A 22905-nucleotide genomic window follows, 5' to 3' on the forward strand; every position below is an offset into this window, starting at 1 on the left:
GCGTCAGAAGATGATCAGCGTCGTCCCAGCGACGATGGCCGATCGGATCTGCGCGAGATCGAACGAGCCGGTGATGCCCGGTAGGTCGATGCGGAAGAACACGTGCGAGCCGACCAGTTCGGCCCGGCTGATCCGGGCCTGACTGGGCAGCCCGGTCAGCGGAATCGGGTTGAGCGTGGTGAATCGCTTGGGCGCGCGGACTTTTCGCCAGTGCGCCCGGTGCACGGTGATCGACAGGACGTTGTCGATGACCTCGGCGGAGGCCAGCGCCCGGATCCGGCGCCGCCGGTGCCGGGCCAGGATCAGCCCGTCGTCGGCGGGTTCCAGTTCCCAGTCGGGCTGCCAGCTGTTGATCCATTCCAGCAGTGCCGCAAGGGTTATCACGCCGGTGAGGTCGAGCTGTGAGGTGCGGACCTTGGTGGGGACGCCGGGGATGAGCCGCAGCCCGTGGGCGATGACGGTCAGTTCCTCGATCGGGTGGGTGTTCCAGAGCAGTCCGGTGAGCACGGTCTTGGCCTGGAAGTGCGCCCCGCGCCGCCGCACCTTGAGCGTGTGCAGGGTGGCCCGCATATCGCTGCCGAGCAGGGTGGCGCTGACCTCCTGGCCGCCGAACTGGCTGAGGATGCCTTCGGACAGCAGGGTCATGAGGACGTCGGGCATCAGCGCGGTGACGGTGCCGGACCCGAAGTCGGCGGCCGGTTCGAGCCAGGCGCTGGTGAAGCTCGTCCACTGCTCCACCCAGACCTGGTCGAACAAGCGTCTTCCGAGGTCCATGCCCAGGTCCACCGCGCGCAGGGGTGACCAGGCCTTCGGATCGAAATACGTGGCCATGATTGCTTCGAGCGTACTGGCCGCGTACCGGCGAACGCTAACGTGACGACCATGTCGCCGATCTTCGCCTCCCGTGCCGAGCGCATCGTCGATGCGCTGCTGACCGCCGATCCGCACCTGGCCGCCGAGGTCGGTGATCATCGCGCCGATGACCGGCTGCCGGATCTGTCGCCGGACGCGGTGGCCGAGCGGGTCGCGCTGCTGCGCGACGCCTCGCACACGCTGGCCGAGGTGGATCCCGACGACCTCGCGCCGGAGGACGGCGTCGATCTGGCGTTATTGCAGCAGCGGGTCGACGGCCTGCTCTTCGAGCTCACCGAGATCCGCGAGCACGAATGGAATCCGCTGGTGCACAATCCCGGTCCGCTGCTGCATCACCTGATCGCCCGGCCGTTCGCGCCCGCCGAGGTGCGGCTGGAGGCGCTGCGCGCCCGGCTCACCGCGCTGCCGGACGCGCTGGCCACGGCGCGCGCGGTGCTCGGTGACATGCCCGGCGTTCATGTCGGGACCGCGATCGGCCAGTTCGACGGGGTGGCCGCGCTGGTGCGCGACCAGGTGCCGGTGCTGGCCGCCGAGGCGCCCGGCTTCGCCATCGAGCCCGCCGCCGCCGGTGCGGTGTCGGCGCTGCAGGAGTTCACCTCCTGGCTGGCGGGTCGCATGGACGGCGCGGACCGTGATCCGCGGCTGGGCCGTCGGCTGTGGGAGGCCAAACTCTGGCACACGCTCGACACCGAACTGGGCTCGCGGGAGATCCTGGACCGCGCCCACCGTCATCTCGAGCAGCTGACCGGCGAAATCCGTTCGGCGGCGGGCGAACTGCTCGGCGTCGCGAACCCCGACGACGACACCGTGCGCCGCGCGCTGGAGCGGGTGTCGGCCGAACGCCCGTCGAACGACACGGTGGTGGCCGTGGCCACCGAAGCACTCGCCGAGGCCACCGCCTTCGTCCGTGAGCACGACCTGGCGTCGCTGGTCGAGGATCCGCTGGTGATCCAGGAGATGCCGGAATTCGCGCGCGGGGTGGCGGTGGCCTACTGCGATTCGGTGGGTCCGCTCGAAATCGCCGAGCTCCCCACCGTCTTCGCCATCGCCCCGACCCCGGCGGAGTGGTCGCCGGAGCGGGCGGCGTCGTTCTATCGCGAATACAACAACCACATGATGCGCAATCTGACCGTGCACGAGGCCATGCCCGGCCACTATCTCCAGTTGGCGCGGGCCCGCCGCTTCCGCGGTTCGACCGCGGCCCGCGCATTGTGCTCGAGCGGGACCTTCATCGAGGGCTGGGCCGTCTACACCGAGAAACTCATGGCCGACACCGGTTTCGGTGGGCTCCCGGTCCGGTTGCAGCAGTTGAAGTCCCACCTGCGCATGACCATCAACGCCATCCTGGACCAGTCGGTGCACTGCGACGCCATGACCGAGTCGGAGGCCATGCGCCTGATGCTCGACCGCGGCTTCCAGGAGGAGGGCGAGGCCGCCGGCAAATGGCGTCGCACCCTGCTCACCTCCACCCAGCTCTCCACCTATTTCGTCGGCTACACCGAGGTGGCCGCGCTGGCCGCCGCGCGCCCCGCCGCCACTCCCCTGCGGGACTGGCACGACGCGATGCTCGCGCACGGCTCCCCCGCGCCCCGTCACCTGGGTGCCCTGCTGGGAGAGCTGACGCCGTGACCGGGCTCCCCGCCCGGCCGGAACCGGCCGCACATCGCTGTGATCCATGACACAGTTTCTGTCGTGACATTCTTGTCGCCGGATGCGGGCGGGCCCACAATCGGATCACGACGACAGCGGGAGGACGCGGATGACGCTGGATCTGAACAGCGACCTCGGCGAGGGTTTCGGCGACTGGGCCATGGGCGATGACGCCGCCATGCTCGACGTGGTCACCAGCGCGAACATCGCCTGCGGTTTCCACGCGGGCGATCCGGCCATCATGCGCCGTACCTGCGCTCTGGCCGTGGAGAAGGGCGTCCGGATCGGCGCGCACGTGGGCCATCGCGATCTGGCCGGGTTCGGCCGCCGCGCCATCGCCGTCACCCCGGCCGACCTGCGGGACGAGACGCTGTATCAGATCGGCGCGCTGGCGGGCTTCGCCGTCGCGGCCGGGGACCGGGTCCGCTACGTGAAACCCCATGGCGCGCTGTATCACCAGGCGGCCGCGGACCGGGCGCTGGCCGATGCGATCGTCGCGGCGCTGCGCGACTTCGACACCGCTCTGGCCCTGCTGGGCCCGGCGGGCACGGAGCTCGAGCACGCCGCCCAGGCGGCCGGAACGCCGTTCGTGGGTGAGGGTTTCGCCGATCGTGCCTACACGCCGGAGGGTCTGCTCGCCCCGCGCGGGCTGCCGGGCGCCGTGCTCGGCGCGGACGCGGCGGTGGCGCAAGCGCTGTCGATCGCGCGGGACGGCAAGGCGGCGGCCGTGGACGGCGGCACGGTGGCGGTGACGGCGGCGAGCATCTGCGTGCACGGCGACACTCCGGCGGCGGTCGAGATGGCGGGCCGGATCCGCGCGGCACTCGACGAATCCGGCACGCCCGTGCGGGCTTTCACCTGATCGGGGCTGGTGCGCCATGACCGGTCCCGGGCAGATCGACGCCGCCGGCGAGGTGCGGGCGGCGGGTGACCGTGCGCTGCTGGTGATTCCACCGTCGCACGCCATGGTCGCCGAGCTGGTGTCCGCGCTGGAGCCGCGGCCGCGTGGCGTGCTGGATGTGCTGCCCGCCGCCGAAACCGTGCTGGTGACCCTGGATTCGCCGCGGTCGCTGGAGCCGGTGCGGAAGCGGTTGCTGGCCTTGCTGAACCGGCTGGACACGGCGGCCCGGGTCGGCGCCGGTGATCGGCGGTCACCGGCGCGAGGTTCCGCCCTCGACGGCTGGAGTCGTGACGATGTCGTGGGCGATCGGGGTGAGCGGGCCGCGCCACGCGAACCGGTCGTGATCCCGGTCCGCTACGACGGCGAGGATCTGCCCGAGGTCGCGCGCCTGCTCGGCTTGTCCGAGGCCGAGGTCGTCGCCCAGCACACGGGGACCGTATGGCGTTGCGCCTTCGTGGGTTTCGCGCCCGGTTTCGGCTATCTGGAATCACCCGACGCCCGGTTGACCGTGCCGCGGCGCACCCAGTCGCGGACCGCGATCCCGGCGGGCGCGGTGGCCCTGGCGGGCGGCTATTCGGCCGTCTACCCGCGCCGCAGCCCGGGCGGGTGGCAGTTGATCGGCACCACCGATTCATCGATGTGGGATGTGGACCGGGATCCGCCCGCCCTCGTGCGCGCGGGGACGCCGGTCCGGTTCGTCGACGCGGGGAGGTAAGTCATGAGCGCACTGCGGGTCGATCGGGTGGGGCCGCTGGCCACCATTCAGGATCTGGGCCGGCCGGGCTGGTTCGACTCGGGGGTGGGTGCGGCCGGGGCCGCGGACCGGGCCTCACTACGGCTGGCGAACCGACTGGTCGGCAACTCCGAAGGCGCGGCGGGCATCGAGGTGCTGCTGGGCGGACTGGAACTACTGGCCCAGCGGCATGTCACGGTGGCGGTGACCGGCGCGTCGGCTCCCGTCACCGTCGACGACCGTCCGATGGGCACGGCCAGCGTGCTGGAAATCGAGGAGGGCCAACGGCTTCGGCTGGGCTTCGCCGCCACCGGCCTGCGCAGTTATGTGGCGGTGCGCGGCGGGATCGAGGTCTCCCCGGTGCTGGGTTCCCGCAGCCGCGACACCCTCTCCGGCATCGGCCCCGAACCCCTGCGCCCGGGTGACCTGCTGCCGGTGGGCCCGCCGCCGCGCGCGCTGCCGATCGTGGACGTCGCGCCGGTTCCGGCGCTGGGCAACGACCTGCTCACGGTGCGCGCGGTGCCCGGCCCGCGCGCCGACTGGTTCGCCGATGCCGCAGCGCTTTTCGCGGGCGAGTGGTCGGTGTCCCAGGACACCGACCGGATCGGCGCGCGGCTGGACCGGCGGCGCGGGCCCGCCTTGCGGCGCAGCGTCGCCGGTGAATTGCCCACGGAGGGTATGGCCTTGGGTTCGGTGCAGGTGCCGCCCAGCGGTCAGCCCGTGGTCTTCCTCGCCGATCACCCGATCACCGGCGGCTATCCGGTGATCGCGGTGGTGGTGGACGCCGACGTGGACACGGTGGCGCAGGCCCGGCCGGGGCAGCCGCTGCGCTTCCGCCGCATCGAGTGACAGCGGCACGGATTCCGTTGCGCTACTTCAGCCTGGCGTGCATGAGGTACACGTTGTAGCTGTTCCACGCCGACATGGTGAAGTACAGATCGTTCCCACTCGACCAGGGATGGATGAATCCGCCGTAGGCGGTGGGATATTCGCGGGTGTCGACCAGCGTCACCGGATCGGTCCACGTCCCCTGCGGTTCGGCGGCGGTGCGTAGCACCAGCGCCCCTCGGTCGAGGTCCAGGTACAGCATCTGCCACCGCCGTGTCGACGCGTCGTACCGCACCGACACCTCCCCCGCCGTCCCGGAAACCACCGGCGTGGCGAGTAATTCGTCGGGTCCGAACGCGGGCACCCAGGTGTTGCCGATCCAGTATTGGTACGCCGACTTGTTGAGCACCTGATCGCTGGGCACCCGGGCCAGCGCGATGGTGCCGAACCGGCCGTTGGGCGTGCCGAACATGTAGGCGTACCCGTCGTGCGGGGCCATCGCCATGACCTGGAACCGCCCGAGTCCGAAAACGTTGTCCCAGCGCGCCCATTCGGATTTGGTCCAGGTGTCGCCGCCGTCGTCGGACCAGGCCAGCCCGCCCAGCGTGGTCCACCACATGCCAGGCTTGAGGCGGCTCCACCGCGCCACCGACATGTAGGTCAGGTACTGCCGGCCGTGCAGCGCGAATCCCGAGGTGGGGATGGTGGTGATCTCGAAGTTGTCGACCTTGCGGCTGGCCAGGATCTCGGCCGCGTGGCAGCGGCTGTCCTGGGCGAAGGCGTCCAGTACCAGGCCTTTGGACAGGTCGCGCTCGGTGCTGAAGGCGATGGCGTTGCTGCGCCAGTCCTGGTCGCCGTTGCCCGCCCCGACCGGCTCCCAGCCCTTGCCGAAGGTGTCGCCGAACACGACGGCGACCCGCCCGGGCTCGGTCTCCCACATCAAGCCGAGGTCGGTGCCGTCCACCGACCAGCGCATGTCGGTGCGGTTGCTGGAGCCGTGCCCGGTCACCTGGTTCACCAGCTCGAGTTCGTCGAGTGCGACGGGGGCGACGGGCGCGGCGACCGGCGCGGGCGCCAGCGACGGCACGGCCGGTGCGGGCTGCGGCTGCGGTTCGGGAGGCTCCCGGCCGGGGATCGGGATCGGGATGGTCTCGGGGACCTGATCGATCTGGAGCCGCGGCAACGGGATTCCGCCCGATCCGCTGTCGGCCGACGGCGGGGCCGCGGGTTCGGGCGCCGGCTCGGTGGCGGGCGGCTCGCCGGTGGCGTCCTCGTCGTCGCCCGGCTCGGCGGGCTCGGTCTCGGGTGGGAGGTTCTCGGGCCGGGGGCTCTGGTCGGTGCGAATGTCCGGGCACGGGTTGGTGCACGGGTCCGCGGGCAGTGGCGCCGGGTCGATGCGGGTGTTGTTCTGCCGGGGTCCGGGGATCGGGACCGGCGTGAACTTCGGGACCGGGAGCTGGATGTGGATGGTGGTGTCCACCGGCGGGGGTGGCGGCGGCGGGAGGTCCGGATTCGGTTCCCGGGCCAGCGGATCGAATCCCGTTTCGCCGCAGGCGTTCAGCGGCGGCGGGGCCCAGGGCGCCAGGGCGTTCGCGGTGGCGGGCACGCCGGGCAGCATCATGACCCCGGCCATCGCCAGGCTGGAGAGTGCCAGTGCCGCAGGTGCTTCGGAGCGCCGCGCAGTCATTGAATCCACGGTATCGGGCCCGGCCGTATCCGAAAGAGCGCTGCCGCGTGTCGCCGGGCCGGTGTGATCGAGCCGATACCTATGCCGCGGACGGACCGGTCCGTCGGCGGGAATTCGCCCCGATTGCGACGATTCCGCAGGCGTAGACGGCGGCCGCGGCCACCACCACCGCGGGGGAGCGCCCGTCGGCCGGGATCAGCAGCGCGGTGCCGGCCAGCGCCAGCACGAAGGTGATGTTGAAGACCGTGTCCTGCAGCGCGAACACCTGGCCGCGGTGGGTGTCGTCGATCTCGATCTGCATGGCCGCGTCGCCGGTCAGCTTGATCACCTGCCCGGCCAGCCCGAGCAGGAAGGCCGCCGCGAGCAGCAGCAGTTCGGCCCGCCGCTCGGTCTCGCCGGTGGCGACGGTGATCGGCGTGACCAGGGTCAGCTGCACGATGATCGCGGCCACCAGGCAGCTCACCACCGTGCGCGGGCGGCCCAGCCGCGGGATCAGGAAGGGGGCCACCACGGCCGCGGTCACCAGTCCCGCCCCGGTCGCGGTGATGGCCGCGCTGAACTTGGCGAGGTGGGTGCCGACCGCGGACTCGTCGCCGCGGCGCAGCGCCAGCACCATGAGCAGGGTGTCCGCGCCGAACACGATGCGATGCGCGCCGATCCCGAGGAAGGCGGTGGTCACGTCCCGCGACCCCCAGGCCGCGGTGGTGCCCCGGCGCAGTCCGGCCATGATGGCCCGGACGGTGGCGAGCCCGCCCGCGGTGTCGCCGGTGGGCCCGTCCCGGTCGGGACCCAGTGCCCGGGGCCGGAATCCGGCCACCACCAGCCCGCTCACGATCGAGCCCGAGGCGCTGGCGGCGGTCGCCACCGCGGACGCGAAGTCACCGGCCCCGATCAGCCCGATGAGCGAGAACCCCAGGCCCGCGCCGAGAATCGCGCACCCGGACGCCACCGTCGCCAGCACCGAGTTCATCGGGACCAGCCAGCGCTGGGACAGCACCTTGGGCAGCGACGCGGACACGCCCGCGCCGACGAAGCGGCTCACGCCGACCACGGCCAGTGCGCCCAGCAGGAGCGGCGTGGCCCGGATCCCGGCCAGCAGCCCGGCCGCGGTCGCCAGGATGAGCACCGCGCGCAGCAGGTTGGCGTACAGCAGCACCCGGCGGCGGTCCCAGCGGTCGAGCAGCGCGCCCGCGAACGGCCCGATGATCGAATACGGCAGCAGCAGCGCGGCGAAGCCCCCGGCGATGGCCAGCGGATCGGTCTGCCGCTCGGGGTTGAACAGGATCGCGCCTGACAGCGCGGCCTGGAACATGCCGTCGCCGAACTGCCCGGTGAGCCGGACCAGGGTCAGGCGCAGCGTGCCCGGGTTCTCGCGCAGCGCGGCCGTCACCGCGGCGAGCCGGGTGCGCGGCTCGGCGGGCGGGGGCGCGGTCACCGGGACGGGTGGGTGGTCACCAGGGCGAACACGGCGGCGCGCATGTCATCGGCCATGGGCAGGTTGTCGACGGTGTCGGAATCGATCCACTGGTAGCGGTCGTGCTCGAGCGGGTCGAGCCGGATCTCGCCGGGTTCGGCCTCGACCACGAAGCTGTATTTGCGGACCCGCGACTTGGTGCGGGTGGCGTAGTCGAAGCCGCCCAGCACGTCGGTGATGTTCACGACCCGCAGCCCGGTCTCCTCGAACAGCTCGCGGGCCACGCAGTCGGCGAAGGTCTCCCCCGATTCCACGCCGCCGCCCGGCAGTTCCCACATCCCCGCGTGCGAGCCTTCCTCGACACGCCGTACGACCAGGAGTTTGCCGTCCCGGAAGACGGCCACGCCCATGACGAAATGAGCGATCCCCTCGCTCTCGGCCTGCTGCCGGAGTTCGCGCTCGATGCCCGCGAGTACCTCGGGTCGCATCCCCCTGCTCTCCCTCCCGTTTCGCTTGCGGCACATCATGATACGGTCGCCGACCGAAACCCGCTGACGGTCGGGGCGGGATCCGGGAACGCGGCGACCGGGCGCCCGGACAATCGCCGGGCATTTGCCCGGGCCGATTGCCGGAAGCGTAGTACCTGGTCGGCGGCAGGTGGGGCAGCGCTGCCCGCACGCTAGAATTTAACCCGGAATTCAAGTTGGGCCGCTGTATCGGCCCCTACCCTGGAATCCGATCGGTGCTCGCCGGTGAGAGGAGTACGGCGGTGTCCACCCTCACGACACCACACATCGATATCCATCGTGGCGGCGACCGCATGAAAACCCGTGTGGCGTGGCTGGATTCGAAGCATTCTTTCTCCTTCGGAGAACACTACGATCCCGACAACACCCATCACGGCCTGCTGCTGGTCAACAACGAGGACATCGTCCTGCCGGGTGAGGGGTTCGAGACCCATCCGCACCGGGACATGGAGATCGTCACCTGGGTGCTCAGCGGCAGCCTGGTGCATCAGGATTCCCTGGGCCACAACGGCGTCATCTACCCGGGCCTGGCCCAGCGGATGAGCGCCGGCACCGGCATCCTGCACTCCGAGAAGAACGACTCCTGGCGGCTCAGCAATGCGCCCGAACACCAGGAGCCGGTGCATTTCGTGCAGATGTGGGTGGTGCCCGACGACTCCGGTCTGACCCCCGGCTACCAGCAGCTGGAGATCGACGCCGAACTCGCGAGCGGCGACCTGGTCACGGTGGCCTCGGGCCTGCCCCGCTACCGCGACCGCACGGCCATCGCCATCGCCAGCAGTCATTCCGCCATGCACGTGGCCCGGATGCCTGGTGAGGGCGCCGAGGTCCGCCTACCCGAGGCCCCCTACCTGCACGTTTTCGTCGCACGCGGCGAGGTGGAGATGGAGGGCGCGGGAACCCTGTACGAGGGTGACGCGGTCCGGCTGGCCCGCAGCGGCGGCCAGCGGGTCACGGCCAACCTGCCGTCGGAGATCCTGGTGTGGGAAATGCATGCCCGGCTCGGCGGGCAATAGCATCGGCCTATGAACCAGTACCCGCCGCCGGACCAGTACGGTCAGTACCCGCCGCCGCAGGGGCAGCCGGGGAACTACCCGCCGGGCGCGTACCCGCCGCCGGGCAACTATCCGCCGCCGGGCGGTGGGCAGTACTGGCAGGAGTCGCCGCAGCGCAAGGGCATGGCGATCACCGCCCTGGTGTTCGGCATCATCGGTCTGCTGACGTTCTGGACCGTCCTGTTCACCATCGTCGGCCTGATCTGCGGCGTGGTGGCCATCGTGCTGGGCCTGATCGCGGTGATGAAGGCGCGGCGCGGGGCGGCCGGCGGCTTCGGGATGGCGTTGACGGGCGCGATCATGGGTGTGATCAGCCTGATCGGCGGCGCGGTGATCGGCGTGCTGGTGTGGACGGTGTTCAAGGACACCGGCGCCACCGACTTCCTGGATTGTGTCCGCGACGCCAATGGCGATCAGGCCAAGGTCGATCAGTGCCAGCGCGAATTCAATCAGCGGCTGGAGGACAAGTTCAGCGTGACGCTCACACCGGTTCCGACGCGCTGACGCCGCCGGTGCTGGATCCGGCTGCCCCCGGGTGGCATTCGCGTACGGCGGCCAGTACTTCCGACAGTTCCGGGCGAAAGTCCCCTTCCGGCGGGTGAATCCAGGTGCGGTAGGCGGTGTGCTCGTCGGTGGGTGAGGGCAGCACGATGGTGCTGCCGGGCTGCGCAACGGATGCGCAATCGCGGAACAGATCCGAGAACAGCGCGATGTCGAGATACGAGTCGTCGCTGGGGCCGGTGAGGAAGGTCCAGCGGCCGGAGCGCGGATGGGCGATGACCGGACCGCGCCGCTCGCGCGCGGTGAGCTGGTCGCGGACCCTGCGGCCCAGCTCGGCGGGCATGGTCACGGCGCCGACGGCCCCGACCTCCAACATAATTCGGCCCAGCGTCGAATCCACCACGCCGTACAGCCCGTGGTCCTTGCGGTAGCGTCTGCACCGGGCCAGAGCTTCCTGGGTGGCGGTGTACGACGACGGGTCCAGCGCGCTCATGGCGAACCTCCTGCTACCGACAGTAAGCCCGCGCAATCACTATGACAATAGTCACACGCCAGCGAGTTTCGCGGCGTAGCATCGGTCGCCATGGCACCCGTCTCGCCTACCGTCGCCCGGTGGGAGCTGGTCCTGCGGCTGCGTGAATTACGCGAGCAGCGCGGCTTCGATTCGGCGACGTTCGCCAAGCGCGTCGGCTTCACCGCGGCCAACTGGTCGCATGTGGAGAAGGGTCGCCGCGTCCTCACCACGACCACCATCGGCCCGGTGCTGGCGCTGCTGGAGGTGGAGGGCGAGGAGCGCGACGAACTGCTGGAGCTGCTGCTGCTCAGCAAGGAGCGCGGCTGGTGGGCCAAGTCCTCGGCGCTGATCGGGCCTGAGCTGCAACGGTATTACGGCATGGAGCTGGGCGCGGAGAGCATCCTCAGCTACGACAGCCTGGTGGTGCCGGGCCTGCTCCAGACCGAGGAATACGCGAGGGCGCTGATCAGCGCCGACGTCATGATCCGCCCGGTGCAGGTGGAACAGCTGGTGGCGGTGCGGCTGAAACGACAGGAACGACTGCGCGGCGACGACCGGGTGGAGCTCACCGCGGTGATCGGCGAAGCCACCCTGTTGCAGCAGATCGGCGGCCCGAAAGTATTGCGCGGCCAACTCGAACATCTGGCAACACTGCTGGACGAACTGGATTCCATTTCGGTGCGGGTGATTCCGTTCACCGCGACAGGCGGCGCGATGCTGGGTGGCTCGAGTTTCCATCTGCTGGATTTCGCTTCCGAAAGTCTGCCCACGTTCACCTGGGTGGAGAGCGCGGTTTTCGGTGGGGCCGTGGAGGATCCGGATCAGATTCGCGATCTGCGGTTCGCATTTGTGCGTGCACTCGACCAATCCCTCGGTCGCGCAGAATCTTTGGAGCTCATCAAACGCTATTCGCAAGGGTAGGAGACGCATGCGTAACGGTAAAATGCTGCCCATGCTTACCACCGCAAAGTATCAGCCGGAATCCAGCGGCTGGTTCACGTCGACTCGTACCAATAACGGAAATCAGTGCGTGGAGGTTCGATTCGACGGTGATGCGGTGCTCATCCGCGACAGCAAGTACCGGCGCAATCCGGAACATCGCCCTGACGACGAGCCCATCATCACCGTCACCGCGGCCGAATGGATGACATTCCTGGCCGCCGTGCTGGGCCGCCATATCCACCGCACCGCGCTCGGCGTCCACCGCACAGAGCTCATCGCGGAGACCGGTGCGGACGGCCACACCTCACTCACGCACGGACCGATCACCCTGGTGTACACCCCCGGCGAATGGCGCGCTTTCGTCGACGGGGCCCGGGACGGGGAATTCGACCGGGTGCCGGTCGGCGCCTGAATCGGTGCGTTCACCCATCGTGAACGCAATGGGTGCGAAGTTCACACACCCCGCCCGGATGCCCGCCAAGTGGGCATACTGGGGATCGTGACTTCGCAGCTGACGCCTCCCTCCGGTATCGACCTGTCCTTCCGTGACGCGGACGTGCGGGTGCAGGACGACCTGTTCGCGCACGTCAACGGCAAATGGCTCGACACCTATGAAATACCGGCCGACCGGGCGGTCGACGGTGCCTTCCGCACGCTCTACGACCAGGCCGAACTGGATGTGCAGCAGATCATCCAGGACGCCTCGGCCGCCGACGCCGCGCCCGGCTCCGAAGAACGCAAGATCGGCGATCTGTACAACAGCTTCATGGCCGCCGAGGTCATCGAGGCCGCGGGCCTGACCCCGATCGCCGAGGAGCTGGCCGCCGTCGCCGCGGTCGCCGACCGTGCGGAGTTCGCCGCCCTCATCGGCCGCCTGCAGCGCACCGGAGTCGGCGGCGCGCTGGCCTTCTACGTCGACACCGACGACAAGAACTCCACCCGCTACCTGGTGCACGCCACCCAGTCCGGCATCGGCCTGCCCGACGAGTCGTACTACCACAAGGACGAATACGCGGAGATCCGCGCGAAGTACGTCGCCCACATGCGCCGCATGTTCGAGCTGGCGGGCCTGGACTACGACGCGCAGCGGGTCTTCGACCTGGAAGCCAAGCTGGCCGCGGGCCATTGGGACGTGGTGCGCCGTCGCGACGCCGAATTGAGCTACAACCTGGTGACTTTCGCGGACCTGGCCGCGGAGAACCCGGAATTCGACTGGACCGCCTGGACTTCCGCGCTCGCCGCCGGCCTGGACCGCCCGGGCGGGGAGCTGTTCGCGGAACTGGTGGTGCGCCAGCCCGATTACGTGCGCACCTTCGCCCAGACCTGGGCGTCGGAGTCGCTGGAGGACTGGAAGGGCTGGGCCGCCTGGCGAGTCGTGAAGGCCCGCGCCCCGTACCTGACCGAGGCCCTGGTCGAGGAGAGCTTCGACTTCTACGGCCGCACCCTGACCGGCGCGCAGGAGAACCGGGAACGCTGGAAGCGCGGCGTCTCCCTGGTGCAGGACCTGCTCGGCGAGGCGGTCGGCAAACTCTATGTGGCCCGGCACTTCCCGCCCGCGGCCAAGGCCCGCATGGTCGAGCTGGTGGAGAACCTGCAGGAGGCCTACCGCCGCAATATCTCCCAGCTGGAGTGGATGGGCCCCGACACCCGGCAGGCCGCGCTGGCCAAGCTGGAGAAGTTCACCCCCAAGATCGGCTACCCGGAGGAGTGGCGCGACTACGCCGCCGTCACCGTGGATCCCGCCGACGTGGTGGGCAACTACCGCAGCGGGTACGCCGCCGAGCACGACCGGGATCTGAACAAGCTGGGCGGCCCGGTGGATCGCGGTGAGTGGTTCATGACCCCGCAGACGGTGAACGCCTACTACAACCCGGGTATGAACGAGATCGTCTTCCCGGCCGCGATCCTGCAGCCCCCGTTCTTCGACATGAACGCCGACGACGCCGCCAACTACGGCGGGATCGGCGCGGTCATCGGCCACGAGATCGGCCACGGCTTCGACGATCAGGGTTCGAAGTACGACGGCGACGGCAACATGATCGACTGGTGGACCGAGTCGGACCGCACCGAGTTCGGCAAGCGCACCAAGGCGCTGATCGCCCAGTACAACACCTTCTCGCCCAAGGACCTGTCCGACGACCACACGGTCAACGGCGAGTTCACCATCGGTGAGAACATCGGCGATCTGGGCGGTCTCTCGATCGCGCTGGAGGCGTACAAGATCGCCATCGAGGGTCAGGACTCCCCCGTCCTCGACCAGCTGACCGGCCTGCAGCGCGTGTTCTTCGGCTGGGCGCAGGTGTGGCGCACCAAGGCTCGCTCGGAGGAGGCGATTCGCCGTCTCGCGGTCGATCCGCACTCTCCGCCGGAGTTCCGTTGCAATGGCGTCGTCCGCAACCTCGACAGCTTCCACGAAGCCTTCGAGGTCACTCCCGGCGATGCGCTCTACCTGGATCCCGCGGAGCGCGTGAAGATCTGGTGATCACTCACCTCCGAACACCTCGAGCCCCGTCCTGACGGGTGGGGCTCGAGGCGAGGGAGTGGTGGATCAGCGCAGGCGCTCTTCGGTTGCGGCGTCGAAGAAGAACAGTTCGTCCTGCTTGGGCGTGAGGTAGAGCCGGTCGCCGAGCGCGACCTGGAAGCGCCGGTCGACGCGCGCCACTACCCGGCCCGAACGGCTGGACCATTCGTCGGCCACGCCGTGCGAGTAGACGAACGACTCCGAGCCCAGCTCCTCGAGCAGCTCCACCTCGACCGCGAGCGCATCGCCGGCGTCGGTGATGACCTCCCACGATTCCGGCCGGATGCCGATGATGACGCTCGCGCCGTCGACGCTGTGCGGCAGCGGGATTCGCAGATCGTTCAGCACGGCCGCGCCCTCGCGCACGGGCGCGGTGAGCAGGTTCATGCCGGGCGATCCGATGAATCCGGCGACGAAGGTGTTGACTGGGTCGTCGTAGAGTTCCCGCGGCGCGGCGACCTGCTGCAGCTTCCCGTCCTTCATCACCGCCACCCGGTGTCCCATGGTCATGGCCTCGACCTGGTCGTGGGTGACGTAGACGGTGGTGGTGCCGAGCCGTTTCTGCAGCGCGGCGATCTGCGAGCGGGTCGAGACCCGCAGTTTCGCATCGAGATTCGACAGCGGTTCGTCCATGCAGAACACCTGCGGTCGCCGCACGATGGCCCGGCCCATGGCGACGCGCTGCCGCTGGCCGCCGGACAGCCGCGCGGGTTTGCGGTCCAGGAGCTCCTCGAGCTCCAGCATGGCCGCGGCCTCCTTGACCCGAACCAGGGTGTCGGCCTTGCTCATTCCGGCATTGCGCAGCGCGAATCCCATATTGTCGGCCACGGTCATGTTCGGATAGAGCGCGTAGCTCTGGAACACCATGGCCACGTCGCGCGAGCGCGGCGGCAGGCCGGTGACGTCCAGGCCGCCGATGCGCAGCCGCCCGGCGGTCACCGCTTCGAGACCCGCCAGCATGCGCAGACTGGTGGACTTGCCGCAGCCCGAAGGCCCGACCAGCACCAGGAATTCGCCGTCGGCGATCTCCAGGTTCAGGTCGTCGACCGCGGGGCCGGGCGCACCCGGATAGGTGAGGGAAACACCCTCGAACTGCACAGTCGCCATGGCGGGCGGGTCTCCTCGCTCGGTTCTTACTTGGGCAGCTTGGGCGTGATCTGCCGGTCGATGATGGTCTGCAGCTGGTTGCCGATATCGCCGAAAGCGGCTGCGACATCCCGGTTCTGCAGGCCGATCTGCTCGAGCCCGGTGCCGATGATCTGGTCGCCGCCCGGCACGAACACGCGGGCGTAGTTCTGCGGCTTGGTCAGCGGCAGCTGGTCGATGGCGGTCTTGAAGTTCGGGTTCTTGGACAGGAAGTCCGCCATGCTCGGATCCTGCTGCGCCGACTTGCGCACCGGAATGTAGCCGGTGGCCTGCGAGAAGTAGGAGGTGTTGGCCGCGTTGGTGATGAAGTCGATGAACTTCAGCGCGTTCTCCTTGCGGGCGTCGCTGATGCGCGACGGAATCGCCAGGCCCGCACCACCGGTGGTGGCGCCCGCCCCGTTCGGGTGCGGCAGGAAGCCGGTGCCGAATTCGGTCTTGCCCGCGGAGTTGGTCTTGATGCTCTTGAGGTCGCCGGTGGAACCGATGGCGGAGGCGATGATGCCGTTGCCGAAGTCGACCGCGTAGGTGGGCCGGATGCTGGCGTACTTCTTGGTGTTGATGGAGTCGCGCAGGTACTGGCCGGCCTTGATGGTGGCCGGGTCGGTGAACTTCAGCTTCCACTCGTCGGAGTACGCGCCGCCGAAGGTCCAGCACGGGCCCTGGAAGGTCCAGGCCAGGTAGTTCTTCGCGTCACCCCAGCCGTGCGCCCACTTGTCGCCGCCGAGCACGCCCTGGATCTTGGGGCCCCACTCGTCGAATTCGTCCCAGCTGTTCGGGGTGCGGTCGGGCAGTCCGGCCTTGGCCCAGACGTCCTTGTTGTAGTAGAAGATCTGCGTCGAGCGCGAGTAGGGCAGCGCCCAGGTCTTGCCGTTGAACTTGTAGTCGCCGATGAAGGTGTCCACATAGTCGGACACGTTCACCCCGGCGCTGGCGAAGTGGCTGTCCAGCGGCTCGATGGTGCCGTTGAGCGCGTAGTTGAACCACCACACGTCGGACAGGATGACCACGTCGGGCAGTTCGCCGCCGGAGAGCGCGGCATTGAACTTGGTCGCGACCTCCTCGTAGTTCTTGCCCGCGTCGACCAGGTTGACCTTCAGGTCCGGGTACTTGGCCTGGAACCGGTTGATCAGCTCGGTTTCCTGGTCCTTGGAGGTGCCCGGGTGGTTGGACCAGAAGGTGATGGTCTTCGAGTCGCCGCCCTGGGTGCCGCCGCCACCGGACCCGGCGCACGCGGTCAGGGCCGCGGCGCCGGCGGCCGCACCGGCCAGGCCGAGGAAGCCGCGACGCGAGAGCGCGGGAAATCGTGATTCGGACACGGGGATCTCCTTCTGGGACTTAACCCTTGACCGCACCGGAGGTGAGGCCCTTGATCATCTGGCGCTGGAGCACCAGGAAGACGATGAGGATGGGGAGCATGGTCAGGATGACCCCGGCCATGACGGGTCCCCAGTTGGTGACGCTGGGGTTCTCGGTGTTCTGCAGCAGGGTCAGGCCGACCGGCAGGGTGGCGACCCGCGCGTCGTCGGCCATCAGGAACGGCCACAGGTATTCGTTCCACTCGTTGACCAGGGTGACCACCGCGAACGCCACCATGGTGGGCCCGGACATGGGCAGCACCACCCGGGTGAGCAGCCGCCACCAGCCCGCGCCGTCCATCCGCGCCGCCTCGATCACCTCGGAGGGCAGCGACAGGAAGTGGTTGCGCATGAGGAAGGTGCCGAAGGCGACGCCGCAGAGCGGAACGATGATGCCCTGGAAGGTGTTCCGCCAGCCCAGCTGCGCGATGAGCGCGTAGTTGGAGATGATGGTGATCTGGTTGGGCACCATGAGCGCCGCGATGATCACCAGGAACACGATGTTCTTGCCGGGGAAGCGCAGGAACACCAGTCCGTAGGCGCTGAGCACGCCGAGCACGAACTTCACCGCGGACACGATGCTGGTCACGATGATGGAGTTGCGCAGGAACTGCCAGAACGGCAGCGTGGTGGTGGCGTCGTGGTAGTTGGAGGCCAGCCACTGTTTCGGCCAGTAGCTGACCGGCTGGGAGTAGACCTCCGCGTGCGCCATGAACGAGCGGGTGAGGATGTAGTACAGCGGGACGCCGATGATGATCAGCACGCACACCATGGCGGCGTAGCCGAACACCTTGGCCCACAGCTCCCGATCGTTGAATGCGCGCAGTAGGTTCAGCCGCTTCACTTCTCGTCCCCTCGGTCCATGACGCGCACCTGGATCAATGTCACGATCAGCAGCACCAGGAACATGATGGTGGCGACGGCCGCGCCGTAGCCCGCCCGCTGGTTCACCCAGGATTCGCGATAGACCTGGTAGATCATGGTGGTGGTGCCGGTGCCGATGGGCCCGCCGCGCGTCATCACATTGATGAGGTCGAAGACCTGCAACGAGTTGAGCAGCACCGTGATCGACAGGAAGTAGGTGGTGGGCCGCAGCTGCGGCAGCAACACCCGGGTGAAAGTGGTCCAGCGGCTCGCGCCGTCGATCTCGGCGGCCTCCATCAGGTCGGCCCGAACCCCTTGCAGCGCCGCCAGATAGATGACGAAGCTGTAGCCCAGGTTCTTCCAGATGTAGGTGACCGTGATCATGAACAGCGCCCAGTGCGGGTCCTGCGCGAAGTCGGGTGAGTGGATTCCCATCCGCTGCAGCAGGTCCGGGATCAGGCCGAAGCCGGGGTCGAAGATGAACTGGAAGCCCACGCCGATGGCCGCGCCGGAGATCACGTACGGCGCGAAGATGGCGGATCGAACCACATTGCGTCCGACCAGTTTGCGGTCCAGCAGCAGCGCGAGGGCCAGGCCCAGGATCATGCTGCCGAGCACCGCGGCGACGGTGAACACGACGGTATTGCCGACGATCTGCCAGGTGTCGTCGCGCCCGAACCATTCGGTGTAGTTGTCGAATCCGACCCAGTTCAGGGTGGTCGCGGAGATGTTCCAGTCGGTGAAGGACAGTCGCACGTTGTCGATCAGCGGCCGATAGACGAACAGCCCCAACAGGATCAGGTTGGGCGCGACCAGAACGGTGAAGAGGGCGTAGTCCCGCCAGGGTCTGTTTCGCCACCCGCGCCCGGGGGGCGTCGGGAGTACTCGTTCGGGCCAAGATCGCACCCGCGCAGCTTTACGGCCGATGGCAACTGTCTGGTTAATTCCGGATGGTAGCTCGCTGAACTGTCGGTCGGTCTCCGCCACCGACTGTTCACCGCTCACACCATCTAGGGGCGCGGACATGGGGCGAATCGTACGACCGCCCAAGATGTTTCGAGACCAAAACCGAATGAACGGTTAGCCAACAGAAAACAAGCGAGGGTCCCGCTCCGATCGAGCGGGACCCTCGCTGTGAGTGAGCGGCTCAGTGCCGCATCAGTTCCAGTCGCCCCAGCCGTCGCCGGTGTTCAGGGTGCCGCCGGCGGTGTTCTGCACGATGACCGGGTCGCCCTTCTGCACGTTCTCCTGGAACCACTTTGCGTCCTCGGTGGAGACGTTCAGGCAGCCGTGCGAGGCGTTGGAGACGCCCTGCTGCGCCACGCTCCACGGGGCGGCGTGCACGAAGATGCCGCTGTTGGACATGCGGGTCGCGTATTCGACCTCGAGCTTGTAGCCCTCGGGCGCGGTGGTCGGCACGCCGTAGGTGGACGAGTCCATGATCATCTTGCGGTTCTTCTCGCTGACGATGTAGGTCCCGTTCGGGGTCTCGTGACCCTTCTTGCCCATGGAGGTCGGCATGGTCTTCACGACCTCGCCGTTGCGGGTCACGGTGATCATGTGGGTGGTGTCGTCGGCGGTGGTGATGAACTCGTCGCCGATCGTGTAGGCCACGTCGGTGCCGCCGGCCTGCACGGTCACCTTGGAGCCGGCGGGCCAGAAGTTCTCGGGCCGCCAGCGGACCTGCTTGTCGCCCATCCAGTAGAAGTGGCCGTTCACCTTGTTGGTGGAGGTGATGCGGATCGACTTCTCGGCGGCGGCGTGGTCGCCGACCGGGTCCTTGAAGTTGATGATGACCGGCATGGCCACGCCGACCACGTCACCGTCGCCGGGGCTGATGTTCGGGGCCGTGAAGTTGGCGGGCGGAATCGGCGCCTTGGCGTTCGGATCGGTCGGCAGCGAGCCCGGCTCGGGCTGCGGCATGACCGCGGAGGGGGTGCCCGGGACGTCCGGGCCGCCCGGCCATAGCGGAGTCGCTGAGGCGGGTGCTGCCACCACTGCTCCGGTTGCCGCGATGGCGGCAAGGGCGATCAGTCCCGTCTTTCGATACCGGGTATGGCGCACAGCTTGGTCCTCTCAGATCTTTGTTCTTCACGCAGAACGCGGGCGCACTTCACCCGCAGTAGTCCCAACCCCGCGTCCATTACTACAGCGATCTGTCGAGTGCGCCAACCGCCTTCTGCGGGTTATTCGTACCGACTGCTAGGTGTGTGCCCGTTCACAACACCGTGGGTCGGTTCCTCGAGGGGCGTGTATGCGCCGATGGCGGCGGCGATTCACCGAAAGTGACACCGGTGCGGCCGCTTTCGGAGCGATTGCTTCCCAAAACCTACTTGTGATCGAGATCACCGACGTCGCTTCACGACTCGACGATGTCGAACGTGATGGCGCGCCGCGGTCCGACCGTGATGGTGTGCGGCACCGACATCGGCGCACCCCCGCGCGCGAACCGCGGCGAGAGCCGCATCCGCACCCCGCTCAGCACGGTTGCCAGCACGATGCGCAGCTCGTAATCGGCCAGGGTGGCGCCGATACAGCGCCGGTGACCGCCCCCGAACGGCGCGTACTCGAACGGGCCGAATTTGCGCTCCAGGAACCGTTCGGGACGGAAGCGCCGTGGTTCCGGCCACACCGCGGGATCTGTGTGCAGCAGGTGCACCGACACCCCCATGGTGTCCCCCGCCGCCAGTGGCTCGCCGAGCAGCGTGAAATCACCGGTGAGCCTGCGCAATACGATCGGCACCGGTGGATGCAGCCGCAGCGTCTCCTGGCAGACCGCGTCCAGGTAGGGCAGCTTCATCAGCTCGGCCGGATCGGGATCTGTTCCGGCGCGGGACAATTCGTCGCGCAGCCGGGCCAGCGTGTCCGGTTCCCGGTGCAGCCGGTACAGCGCCCACACCAGTGCGGTGGCGGTGGTTTCGTGCCCGGCGACCAGCAGCGTGCGCAACTGCTCGCGCAGGTCGGTGTCGGTGATGGCGTCGCCGTCCTCGTAGCGCGTATCCAGCAGCAGCGCCAGCAGATCCGTGCCGCCGCCCCCGTGTGCGCGCCGCCGCGTCACCTCGGCGTCGATGAGTTCGTCGAGCCGGTCCCGCGCGGCGGCGAACCGCTCCCACCCGGTCAGCCCGAACATATTGCGCCGCAGGCCCGGGGCCAGGAACAGCGTGCTGCCGAAGGATTCCAGGAAGGTGGTGGTGGCGGCGGTGTACTCGGCACGGCGCGCGGGCTCGTCGATGCCGAACACGGCCGCCAGGATCACCCGCAGCGTGAGCGCCCGGGCCGCGGCGCGGGCGTCGACGCGGGCGCCCGGCCGCCACGGCGTCCCGGTGCGTTCGCCGTCCAGCTCGGCGCGGGCGGCGTCGCGAATGGCGTTGCCGTAGGCGCTGATTCGATTGCGGTGGAAGGCGGGCGCGAGCAGGGCGCGCTCGCGCCGGTGCCGCTCGCCCCGGGCCAGGATGAGCGAGGCCGCGCCGACCATCGGCTCGATCGGATTGGGCAGCGGCGGTTCCAGCAGATCCATGGGCGCGCGGAACAGTTGCCGGGCGCCCGCGGCGGTGCCGGTGAAGAGCACCGAACCGAGGGTGGGCATGCGCACCCGGAAGGGATCGCCGTCGCGGGCCCGCCGCCAGGTGACGTACCGCTCCAGGATGTCGGTGCTCATGGCTTCCTATACGGGTGCCCGGATGAAATGGTTCGCGGCCTTGATTCGATCTTCTGGGTGCCCGTGGTGTACTCATGGGCGCACAACTCAAACCTGTTTGTTTCGAAATATAGGACTCGCCCGTGTTGCGTCAGCAGCTTTCCGTCCGGATCGTCGTGCCCGCGATCTCCGCCGTCGCCGCCCTGCTGCTCGCCGGCTGTGGGAGCACCGTCACCGGCCATCCGACGGCCGCCCCCGGCGATATCGTGCTCCCGACCACGACCAAGACCCCGGGGAACACGCCCACCAAGCCCGGTAAGCCCGGTGCGCCGACCACCACTCCGCGCGCGGATCGCGGTGGCAAGACCGACTTCCACGCCTCGATCGGCGACTGCGTGAAGCTGGGCGGCACCACCGAGAACGCCACCATCGACAAGGCGGTCTGCGGCAGCCAGGACTCCAACTACAAGGTGACCGGCAAGGCTCCGAAGAATGCCCAGTGCGGCAAGGACTCCGACCAGGTCTACTACGAGACCCTCAACGGTTCCGAGACCGGCGCGCTGTGCCTGACCATCGACTGGGTGGTGGGCGATTGCATGGAGGTCGGCGGCGACACCGCGCACCGCATCCCGTGCACCAGCAAGACGGCCACCGAGGGCGTGAAGGTGGTGTCGATCGTGCAGCACAGCACCAGCGTCGACGACTGCCCGGACGGTGATCAGGGCTACGTCTACGACGATCGCAACTTCGTCGTCTGCGTCAACACGCTCTAGGACCGGGCCGGAACGCTCCGGAAACGGTACGACGGAAAGCGGCGGTGATTCTCGAATCACCGCCGCTTTCAGCATTTCTCGCCTCGGATGACCGAGGGCCGGGTCAGACGGGCCGGTAGCCCGCGCCGACACCGCCCCGTCCGTTGACGTCATCCATGATCGCGCTCATGTTGGTGCCGACCTCCGGGCCGAAGCAGGCCACCGCCAGGTAGGCGTTGACCATGCCGACCAGGGTGGTGCCGACGACGACCGGCGCGCCGGAATCGCCCTCGACGACGCACATCTGGCTCCAGGTCTCGACATTGGTGTCGAAGACGTCGCCCCACGCGATGCCGCAGGTGTTGCCGGTGGTCCGGCCCTCCTTGCAGACGATGGCGGGGAAGGTCGCTGGGCCGCCCATGCCGGTGATGGTGACGCCGCCGACCCGGTTGACCGGGATGACCCGGTTCGGATCGAACTGGATGACGGCGTAGTCCAGATCGTGGTTGGAGTACACGAACTGCCCGATCTGCCCTGCGGCCCGGTCCTTCTCGGCCCAGACCTTGGAGCCCGCATCGCCACAGTGACCGGCGGTGAGGCCGACCAGACGACCTGCTCCGTCGTAACCGATGGTGGTGACGGTGCATTCGTATTGATCGTCGATGATGATCCCGGAGCCGCCGCCGATGACGGCGCCCCCATCGGCATGAGCGGCTCCGGCGCCGGTGAGCACGGTGCCGATAGCGACGGCGAACACGCCGGTCGCCCCGGCCAGTTTGTTGATCATGTCCCTCCAGGTGTCGGAAGCCGCACGAATCGCAACCTGCGGTTACACATCCTGTCAGTATTCGGGCCCGGTTGGCGGTTGTACTGCCTTGTGTTGCCGAGCCGTGTCCTGCTGGGCTTCGCGACACTTACCTAGTTGGATGGGGATATCGGGACAATGCACAATGGCTATCGAATTCCGATAAATTTGGTCCTACAAATTGATACCGGGTAGGTGTT

Annotated in this window: 22 protein-coding genes; 10 read left to right on the forward strand and 12 right to left on the reverse strand. The window is 68.5% G+C overall.

The annotated features are described in order from the left end of the window. Nucleotides 1–3 precede the first annotated feature (3 nt). Nucleotides 4–831, reverse strand: a complete 828-nt coding sequence (locus ABZ382_RS14895) for a hypothetical protein (protein WP_357088542.1) — start codon at nucleotides 829–831, stop codon at nucleotides 4–6. A gap of 51 nt (nucleotides 832–882) precedes the next feature. Here ABZ382_RS14895 and ABZ382_RS14900 point away from each other — a divergent pair, with 51 nt between their 5' ends. The 4 genes from ABZ382_RS14900 (at nucleotide 883) to ABZ382_RS14915 (ending at nucleotide 5006) form a co-directional block, all read left to right on the forward strand. After that, nucleotides 883–2502, forward strand: a complete 1620-nt coding sequence (locus ABZ382_RS14900) for a DUF885 domain-containing protein (protein WP_357088544.1) — start codon at nucleotides 883–885, stop codon at nucleotides 2500–2502. Between the two features lie 130 nt (nucleotides 2503–2632). Further along, nucleotides 2633–3385: a 5-oxoprolinase subunit PxpA gene (locus ABZ382_RS14905; RefSeq protein WP_357088546.1), complete on the forward strand. Its 753-nt coding sequence runs from the start codon at nucleotides 2633–2635 to the stop codon at nucleotides 3383–3385. Between the two features lie 16 nt (nucleotides 3386–3401). Beyond that, nucleotides 3402–4139, forward strand: a complete 738-nt coding sequence (locus tag ABZ382_RS14910) for an allophanate hydrolase subunit 1 (RefSeq protein WP_357088548.1) — start codon at nucleotides 3402–3404, stop codon at nucleotides 4137–4139. A 3-nt stretch (nucleotides 4140–4142) separates the two neighbouring features. Further along, nucleotides 4143–5006 carry a biotin-dependent carboxyltransferase family protein gene (locus ABZ382_RS14915; RefSeq protein ID WP_357088550.1) on the forward strand — a complete coding sequence of 288 codons (864 nt, stop codon included), beginning with the start codon at nucleotides 4143–4145 and terminating at the stop codon, nucleotides 5004–5006. A gap of 22 nt (nucleotides 5007–5028) precedes the next feature. Here ABZ382_RS14915 and ABZ382_RS14920 read toward each other — a convergent pair whose 3' ends face one another. The 3 genes from ABZ382_RS14920 to ABZ382_RS14930 form a co-directional block, all read right to left on the reverse strand. Then, nucleotides 5029–6672: a DUF4185 domain-containing protein gene (locus ABZ382_RS14920; RefSeq protein ID WP_357088552.1), complete on the reverse strand. Its 1644-nt coding sequence runs from the start codon at nucleotides 6670–6672 to the stop codon at nucleotides 5029–5031. Between the two features lie 79 nt (nucleotides 6673–6751). Then, nucleotides 6752–8107 carry a hypothetical protein gene (locus ABZ382_RS14925; RefSeq protein ID WP_357088555.1) on the reverse strand — a complete coding sequence of 452 codons (1356 nt, stop codon included), beginning with the start codon at nucleotides 8105–8107 and terminating at the stop codon, nucleotides 6752–6754. Further along, nucleotides 8104–8574, reverse strand: a complete 471-nt coding sequence (locus tag ABZ382_RS14930) for an NUDIX domain-containing protein (RefSeq protein WP_357088557.1) — start codon at nucleotides 8572–8574, stop codon at nucleotides 8104–8106. Before ABZ382_RS14930 ends, ABZ382_RS14925 begins: the two co-directional genes overlap by 4 nt. A 281-nt stretch (nucleotides 8575–8855) precedes the next feature. Here ABZ382_RS14930 and ABZ382_RS14935 point away from each other — a divergent pair, with 281 nt between their 5' ends. Continuing rightward, nucleotides 8856–9629: a pirin family protein gene (locus ABZ382_RS14935; protein ID WP_357088559.1), complete on the forward strand. Its 774-nt coding sequence runs from the start codon at nucleotides 8856–8858 to the stop codon at nucleotides 9627–9629. Between the two features lie 9 nt (nucleotides 9630–9638). After that, the gene (locus ABZ382_RS14940) at nucleotides 9639–10172 is read left to right on the forward strand and encodes a DUF4190 domain-containing protein (RefSeq protein ID WP_357088562.1); all 534 of its coding nucleotides are present in this window, start codon (nucleotides 9639–9641) and stop codon (nucleotides 10170–10172) included. On the opposite strand, the gene ABZ382_RS14945 is transcribed toward ABZ382_RS14940, so the two are convergent. Next, a complete protein-coding gene (locus tag ABZ382_RS14945; protein WP_357088565.1) occupies nucleotides 10150–10662 on the reverse strand; it encodes a hypothetical protein in 513 nt (170 codons plus the stop codon). The genes ABZ382_RS14940 and ABZ382_RS14945 overlap by 23 nt on opposite strands. 90 nt (nucleotides 10663–10752) lie before the next feature. Between ABZ382_RS14945 and ABZ382_RS14950 the strand changes: the two genes are divergently transcribed. From ABZ382_RS14950 to ABZ382_RS14960, 3 genes are all read left to right on the forward strand, one after another. Continuing rightward, a complete protein-coding gene (locus ABZ382_RS14950) occupies nucleotides 10753–11604 on the forward strand; it encodes a helix-turn-helix transcriptional regulator (RefSeq protein WP_357088566.1) in 852 nt (283 codons plus the stop codon). Nucleotides 11605–11635: 31 nt separating this feature from the next. Beyond that, entirely contained in the window at nucleotides 11636–12037 is a 402-nt protein-coding gene (locus ABZ382_RS14955; RefSeq protein WP_357088569.1) for a DUF397 domain-containing protein, read from the forward strand. Between the two features lie 87 nt (nucleotides 12038–12124). Then, nucleotides 12125–14107, forward strand: coding sequence for a M13-type metalloendopeptidase (locus ABZ382_RS14960; protein ID WP_357088571.1), 1983 nt, complete (start codon nucleotides 12125–12127; stop codon nucleotides 14105–14107). Nucleotides 14108–14173: 66 nt separating this feature from the next. Here ABZ382_RS14960 and ugpC read toward each other — a convergent pair whose 3' ends face one another. The 6 genes from ugpC to ABZ382_RS14990 form a co-directional block, all read right to left on the reverse strand. Further along, nucleotides 14174–15253, reverse strand: coding sequence for a sn-glycerol-3-phosphate ABC transporter ATP-binding protein UgpC (gene ugpC / locus ABZ382_RS14965; RefSeq protein WP_357088573.1), 1080 nt, complete (start codon nucleotides 15251–15253; stop codon nucleotides 14174–14176). Between the two features lie 26 nt (nucleotides 15254–15279). Continuing rightward, nucleotides 15280–16608, reverse strand: a complete 1329-nt coding sequence (locus ABZ382_RS14970; RefSeq protein WP_357088576.1) for an ABC transporter substrate-binding protein — start codon at nucleotides 16606–16608, stop codon at nucleotides 15280–15282. A gap of 19 nt (nucleotides 16609–16627) precedes the next feature. Continuing rightward, nucleotides 16628–17419, reverse strand: a complete 792-nt coding sequence (locus ABZ382_RS14975; RefSeq protein ID WP_357088804.1) for a carbohydrate ABC transporter permease — start codon at nucleotides 17417–17419, stop codon at nucleotides 16628–16630. A 68-nt stretch (nucleotides 17420–17487) separates the two neighbouring features. After that, nucleotides 17488–18417 (reverse strand): sugar ABC transporter permease, encoded by a 930-nt coding sequence (locus tag ABZ382_RS14980; protein WP_357088578.1) that lies wholly within the window; start codon nucleotides 18415–18417, stop codon nucleotides 17488–17490. A 252-nt stretch (nucleotides 18418–18669) separates the two neighbouring features. Next, entirely contained in the window at nucleotides 18670–19575 is a 906-nt protein-coding gene (locus ABZ382_RS14985) for a L,D-transpeptidase (RefSeq protein ID WP_357088580.1), read from the reverse strand. A gap of 295 nt (nucleotides 19576–19870) precedes the next feature. After that, nucleotides 19871–21169: a cytochrome P450 gene (locus tag ABZ382_RS14990; protein ID WP_357088583.1), complete on the reverse strand. Its 1299-nt coding sequence runs from the start codon at nucleotides 21167–21169 to the stop codon at nucleotides 19871–19873. 122 nt (nucleotides 21170–21291) lie between these two features. Between ABZ382_RS14990 and ABZ382_RS14995 the strand changes: the two genes are divergently transcribed. Next, nucleotides 21292–21921, forward strand: a complete 630-nt coding sequence (locus ABZ382_RS14995; protein ID WP_357088584.1) for a hypothetical protein — start codon at nucleotides 21292–21294, stop codon at nucleotides 21919–21921. A 103-nt stretch (nucleotides 21922–22024) separates the two neighbouring features. Here the strand turns inward: ABZ382_RS14995 and ABZ382_RS15000 are convergent, their stop codons facing one another. Beyond that, the gene (locus ABZ382_RS15000) at nucleotides 22025–22687 is read right to left on the reverse strand and encodes a serine protease (protein ID WP_357088586.1); all 663 of its coding nucleotides are present in this window, start codon (nucleotides 22685–22687) and stop codon (nucleotides 22025–22027) included. Nucleotides 22688–22905 lie beyond the last annotated feature (218 nt).

The organism is Nocardia sp. NPDC005825, assembly GCF_040630175.1.
Taxonomy (GTDB): Bacteria; Actinomycetota; Actinomycetes; order Mycobacteriales; family Mycobacteriaceae; genus Nocardia.

Excerpts from the sequence above, each read along its gene's own strand:
- ABZ382_RS14910 (WP_357088548.1), top strand. The coding sequence starts at position 3,402 with ATGACCGGTCCCGGGCAGATCGACGCCGCCGGCGAGGTGCGGGCGGCG.
- ABZ382_RS14990 (WP_357088583.1), bottom strand. The coding sequence starts at position 21,169 with ATGAGCACCGACATCCTGGAGCGGTACGTCACCTGGCGGCGGGCCCGC.
- ABZ382_RS14905 (WP_357088546.1), top strand. The coding sequence starts at position 2,633 with ATGACGCTGGATCTGAACAGCGACCTCGGCGAGGGTTTCGGCGACTGG.
- ABZ382_RS14950 (WP_357088566.1), top strand. The coding sequence starts at position 10,753 with ATGGCACCCGTCTCGCCTACCGTCGCCCGGTGGGAGCTGGTCCTGCGG.
- ABZ382_RS14955 (WP_357088569.1), top strand. The coding sequence starts at position 11,636 with ATGCTTACCACCGCAAAGTATCAGCCGGAATCCAGCGGCTGGTTCACG.
- ABZ382_RS15000 (WP_357088586.1), bottom strand. The coding sequence starts at position 22,687 with ATGATCAACAAACTGGCCGGGGCGACCGGCGTGTTCGCCGTCGCTATC.
- ABZ382_RS14945 (WP_357088565.1), bottom strand. The coding sequence starts at position 10,662 with ATGAGCGCGCTGGACCCGTCGTCGTACACCGCCACCCAGGAAGCTCTG.
- ABZ382_RS14940 (WP_357088562.1), top strand. The coding sequence starts at position 9,639 with ATGAACCAGTACCCGCCGCCGGACCAGTACGGTCAGTACCCGCCGCCG.
- ABZ382_RS14900 (WP_357088544.1), top strand. The coding sequence starts at position 883 with ATGTCGCCGATCTTCGCCTCCCGTGCCGAGCGCATCGTCGATGCGCTG.
- ABZ382_RS14895 (WP_357088542.1), bottom strand. The coding sequence starts at position 831 with ATGGCCACGTATTTCGATCCGAAGGCCTGGTCACCCCTGCGCGCGGTG.
- ABZ382_RS14930 (WP_357088557.1), bottom strand. The coding sequence starts at position 8,574 with ATGCGACCCGAGGTACTCGCGGGCATCGAGCGCGAACTCCGGCAGCAG.
- ABZ382_RS14915 (WP_357088550.1), top strand. The coding sequence starts at position 4,143 with ATGAGCGCACTGCGGGTCGATCGGGTGGGGCCGCTGGCCACCATTCAG.
- ABZ382_RS14920 (WP_357088552.1), bottom strand. The coding sequence starts at position 6,672 with ATGACTGCGCGGCGCTCCGAAGCACCTGCGGCACTGGCACTCTCCAGC.
- ugpC (WP_357088573.1), bottom strand. The coding sequence starts at position 15,253 with ATGGCGACTGTGCAGTTCGAGGGTGTTTCCCTCACCTATCCGGGTGCG.
- ABZ382_RS14975 (WP_357088804.1), bottom strand. The coding sequence starts at position 17,419 with ATGGTGTGCGTGCTGATCATCATCGGCGTCCCGCTGTACTACATCCTC.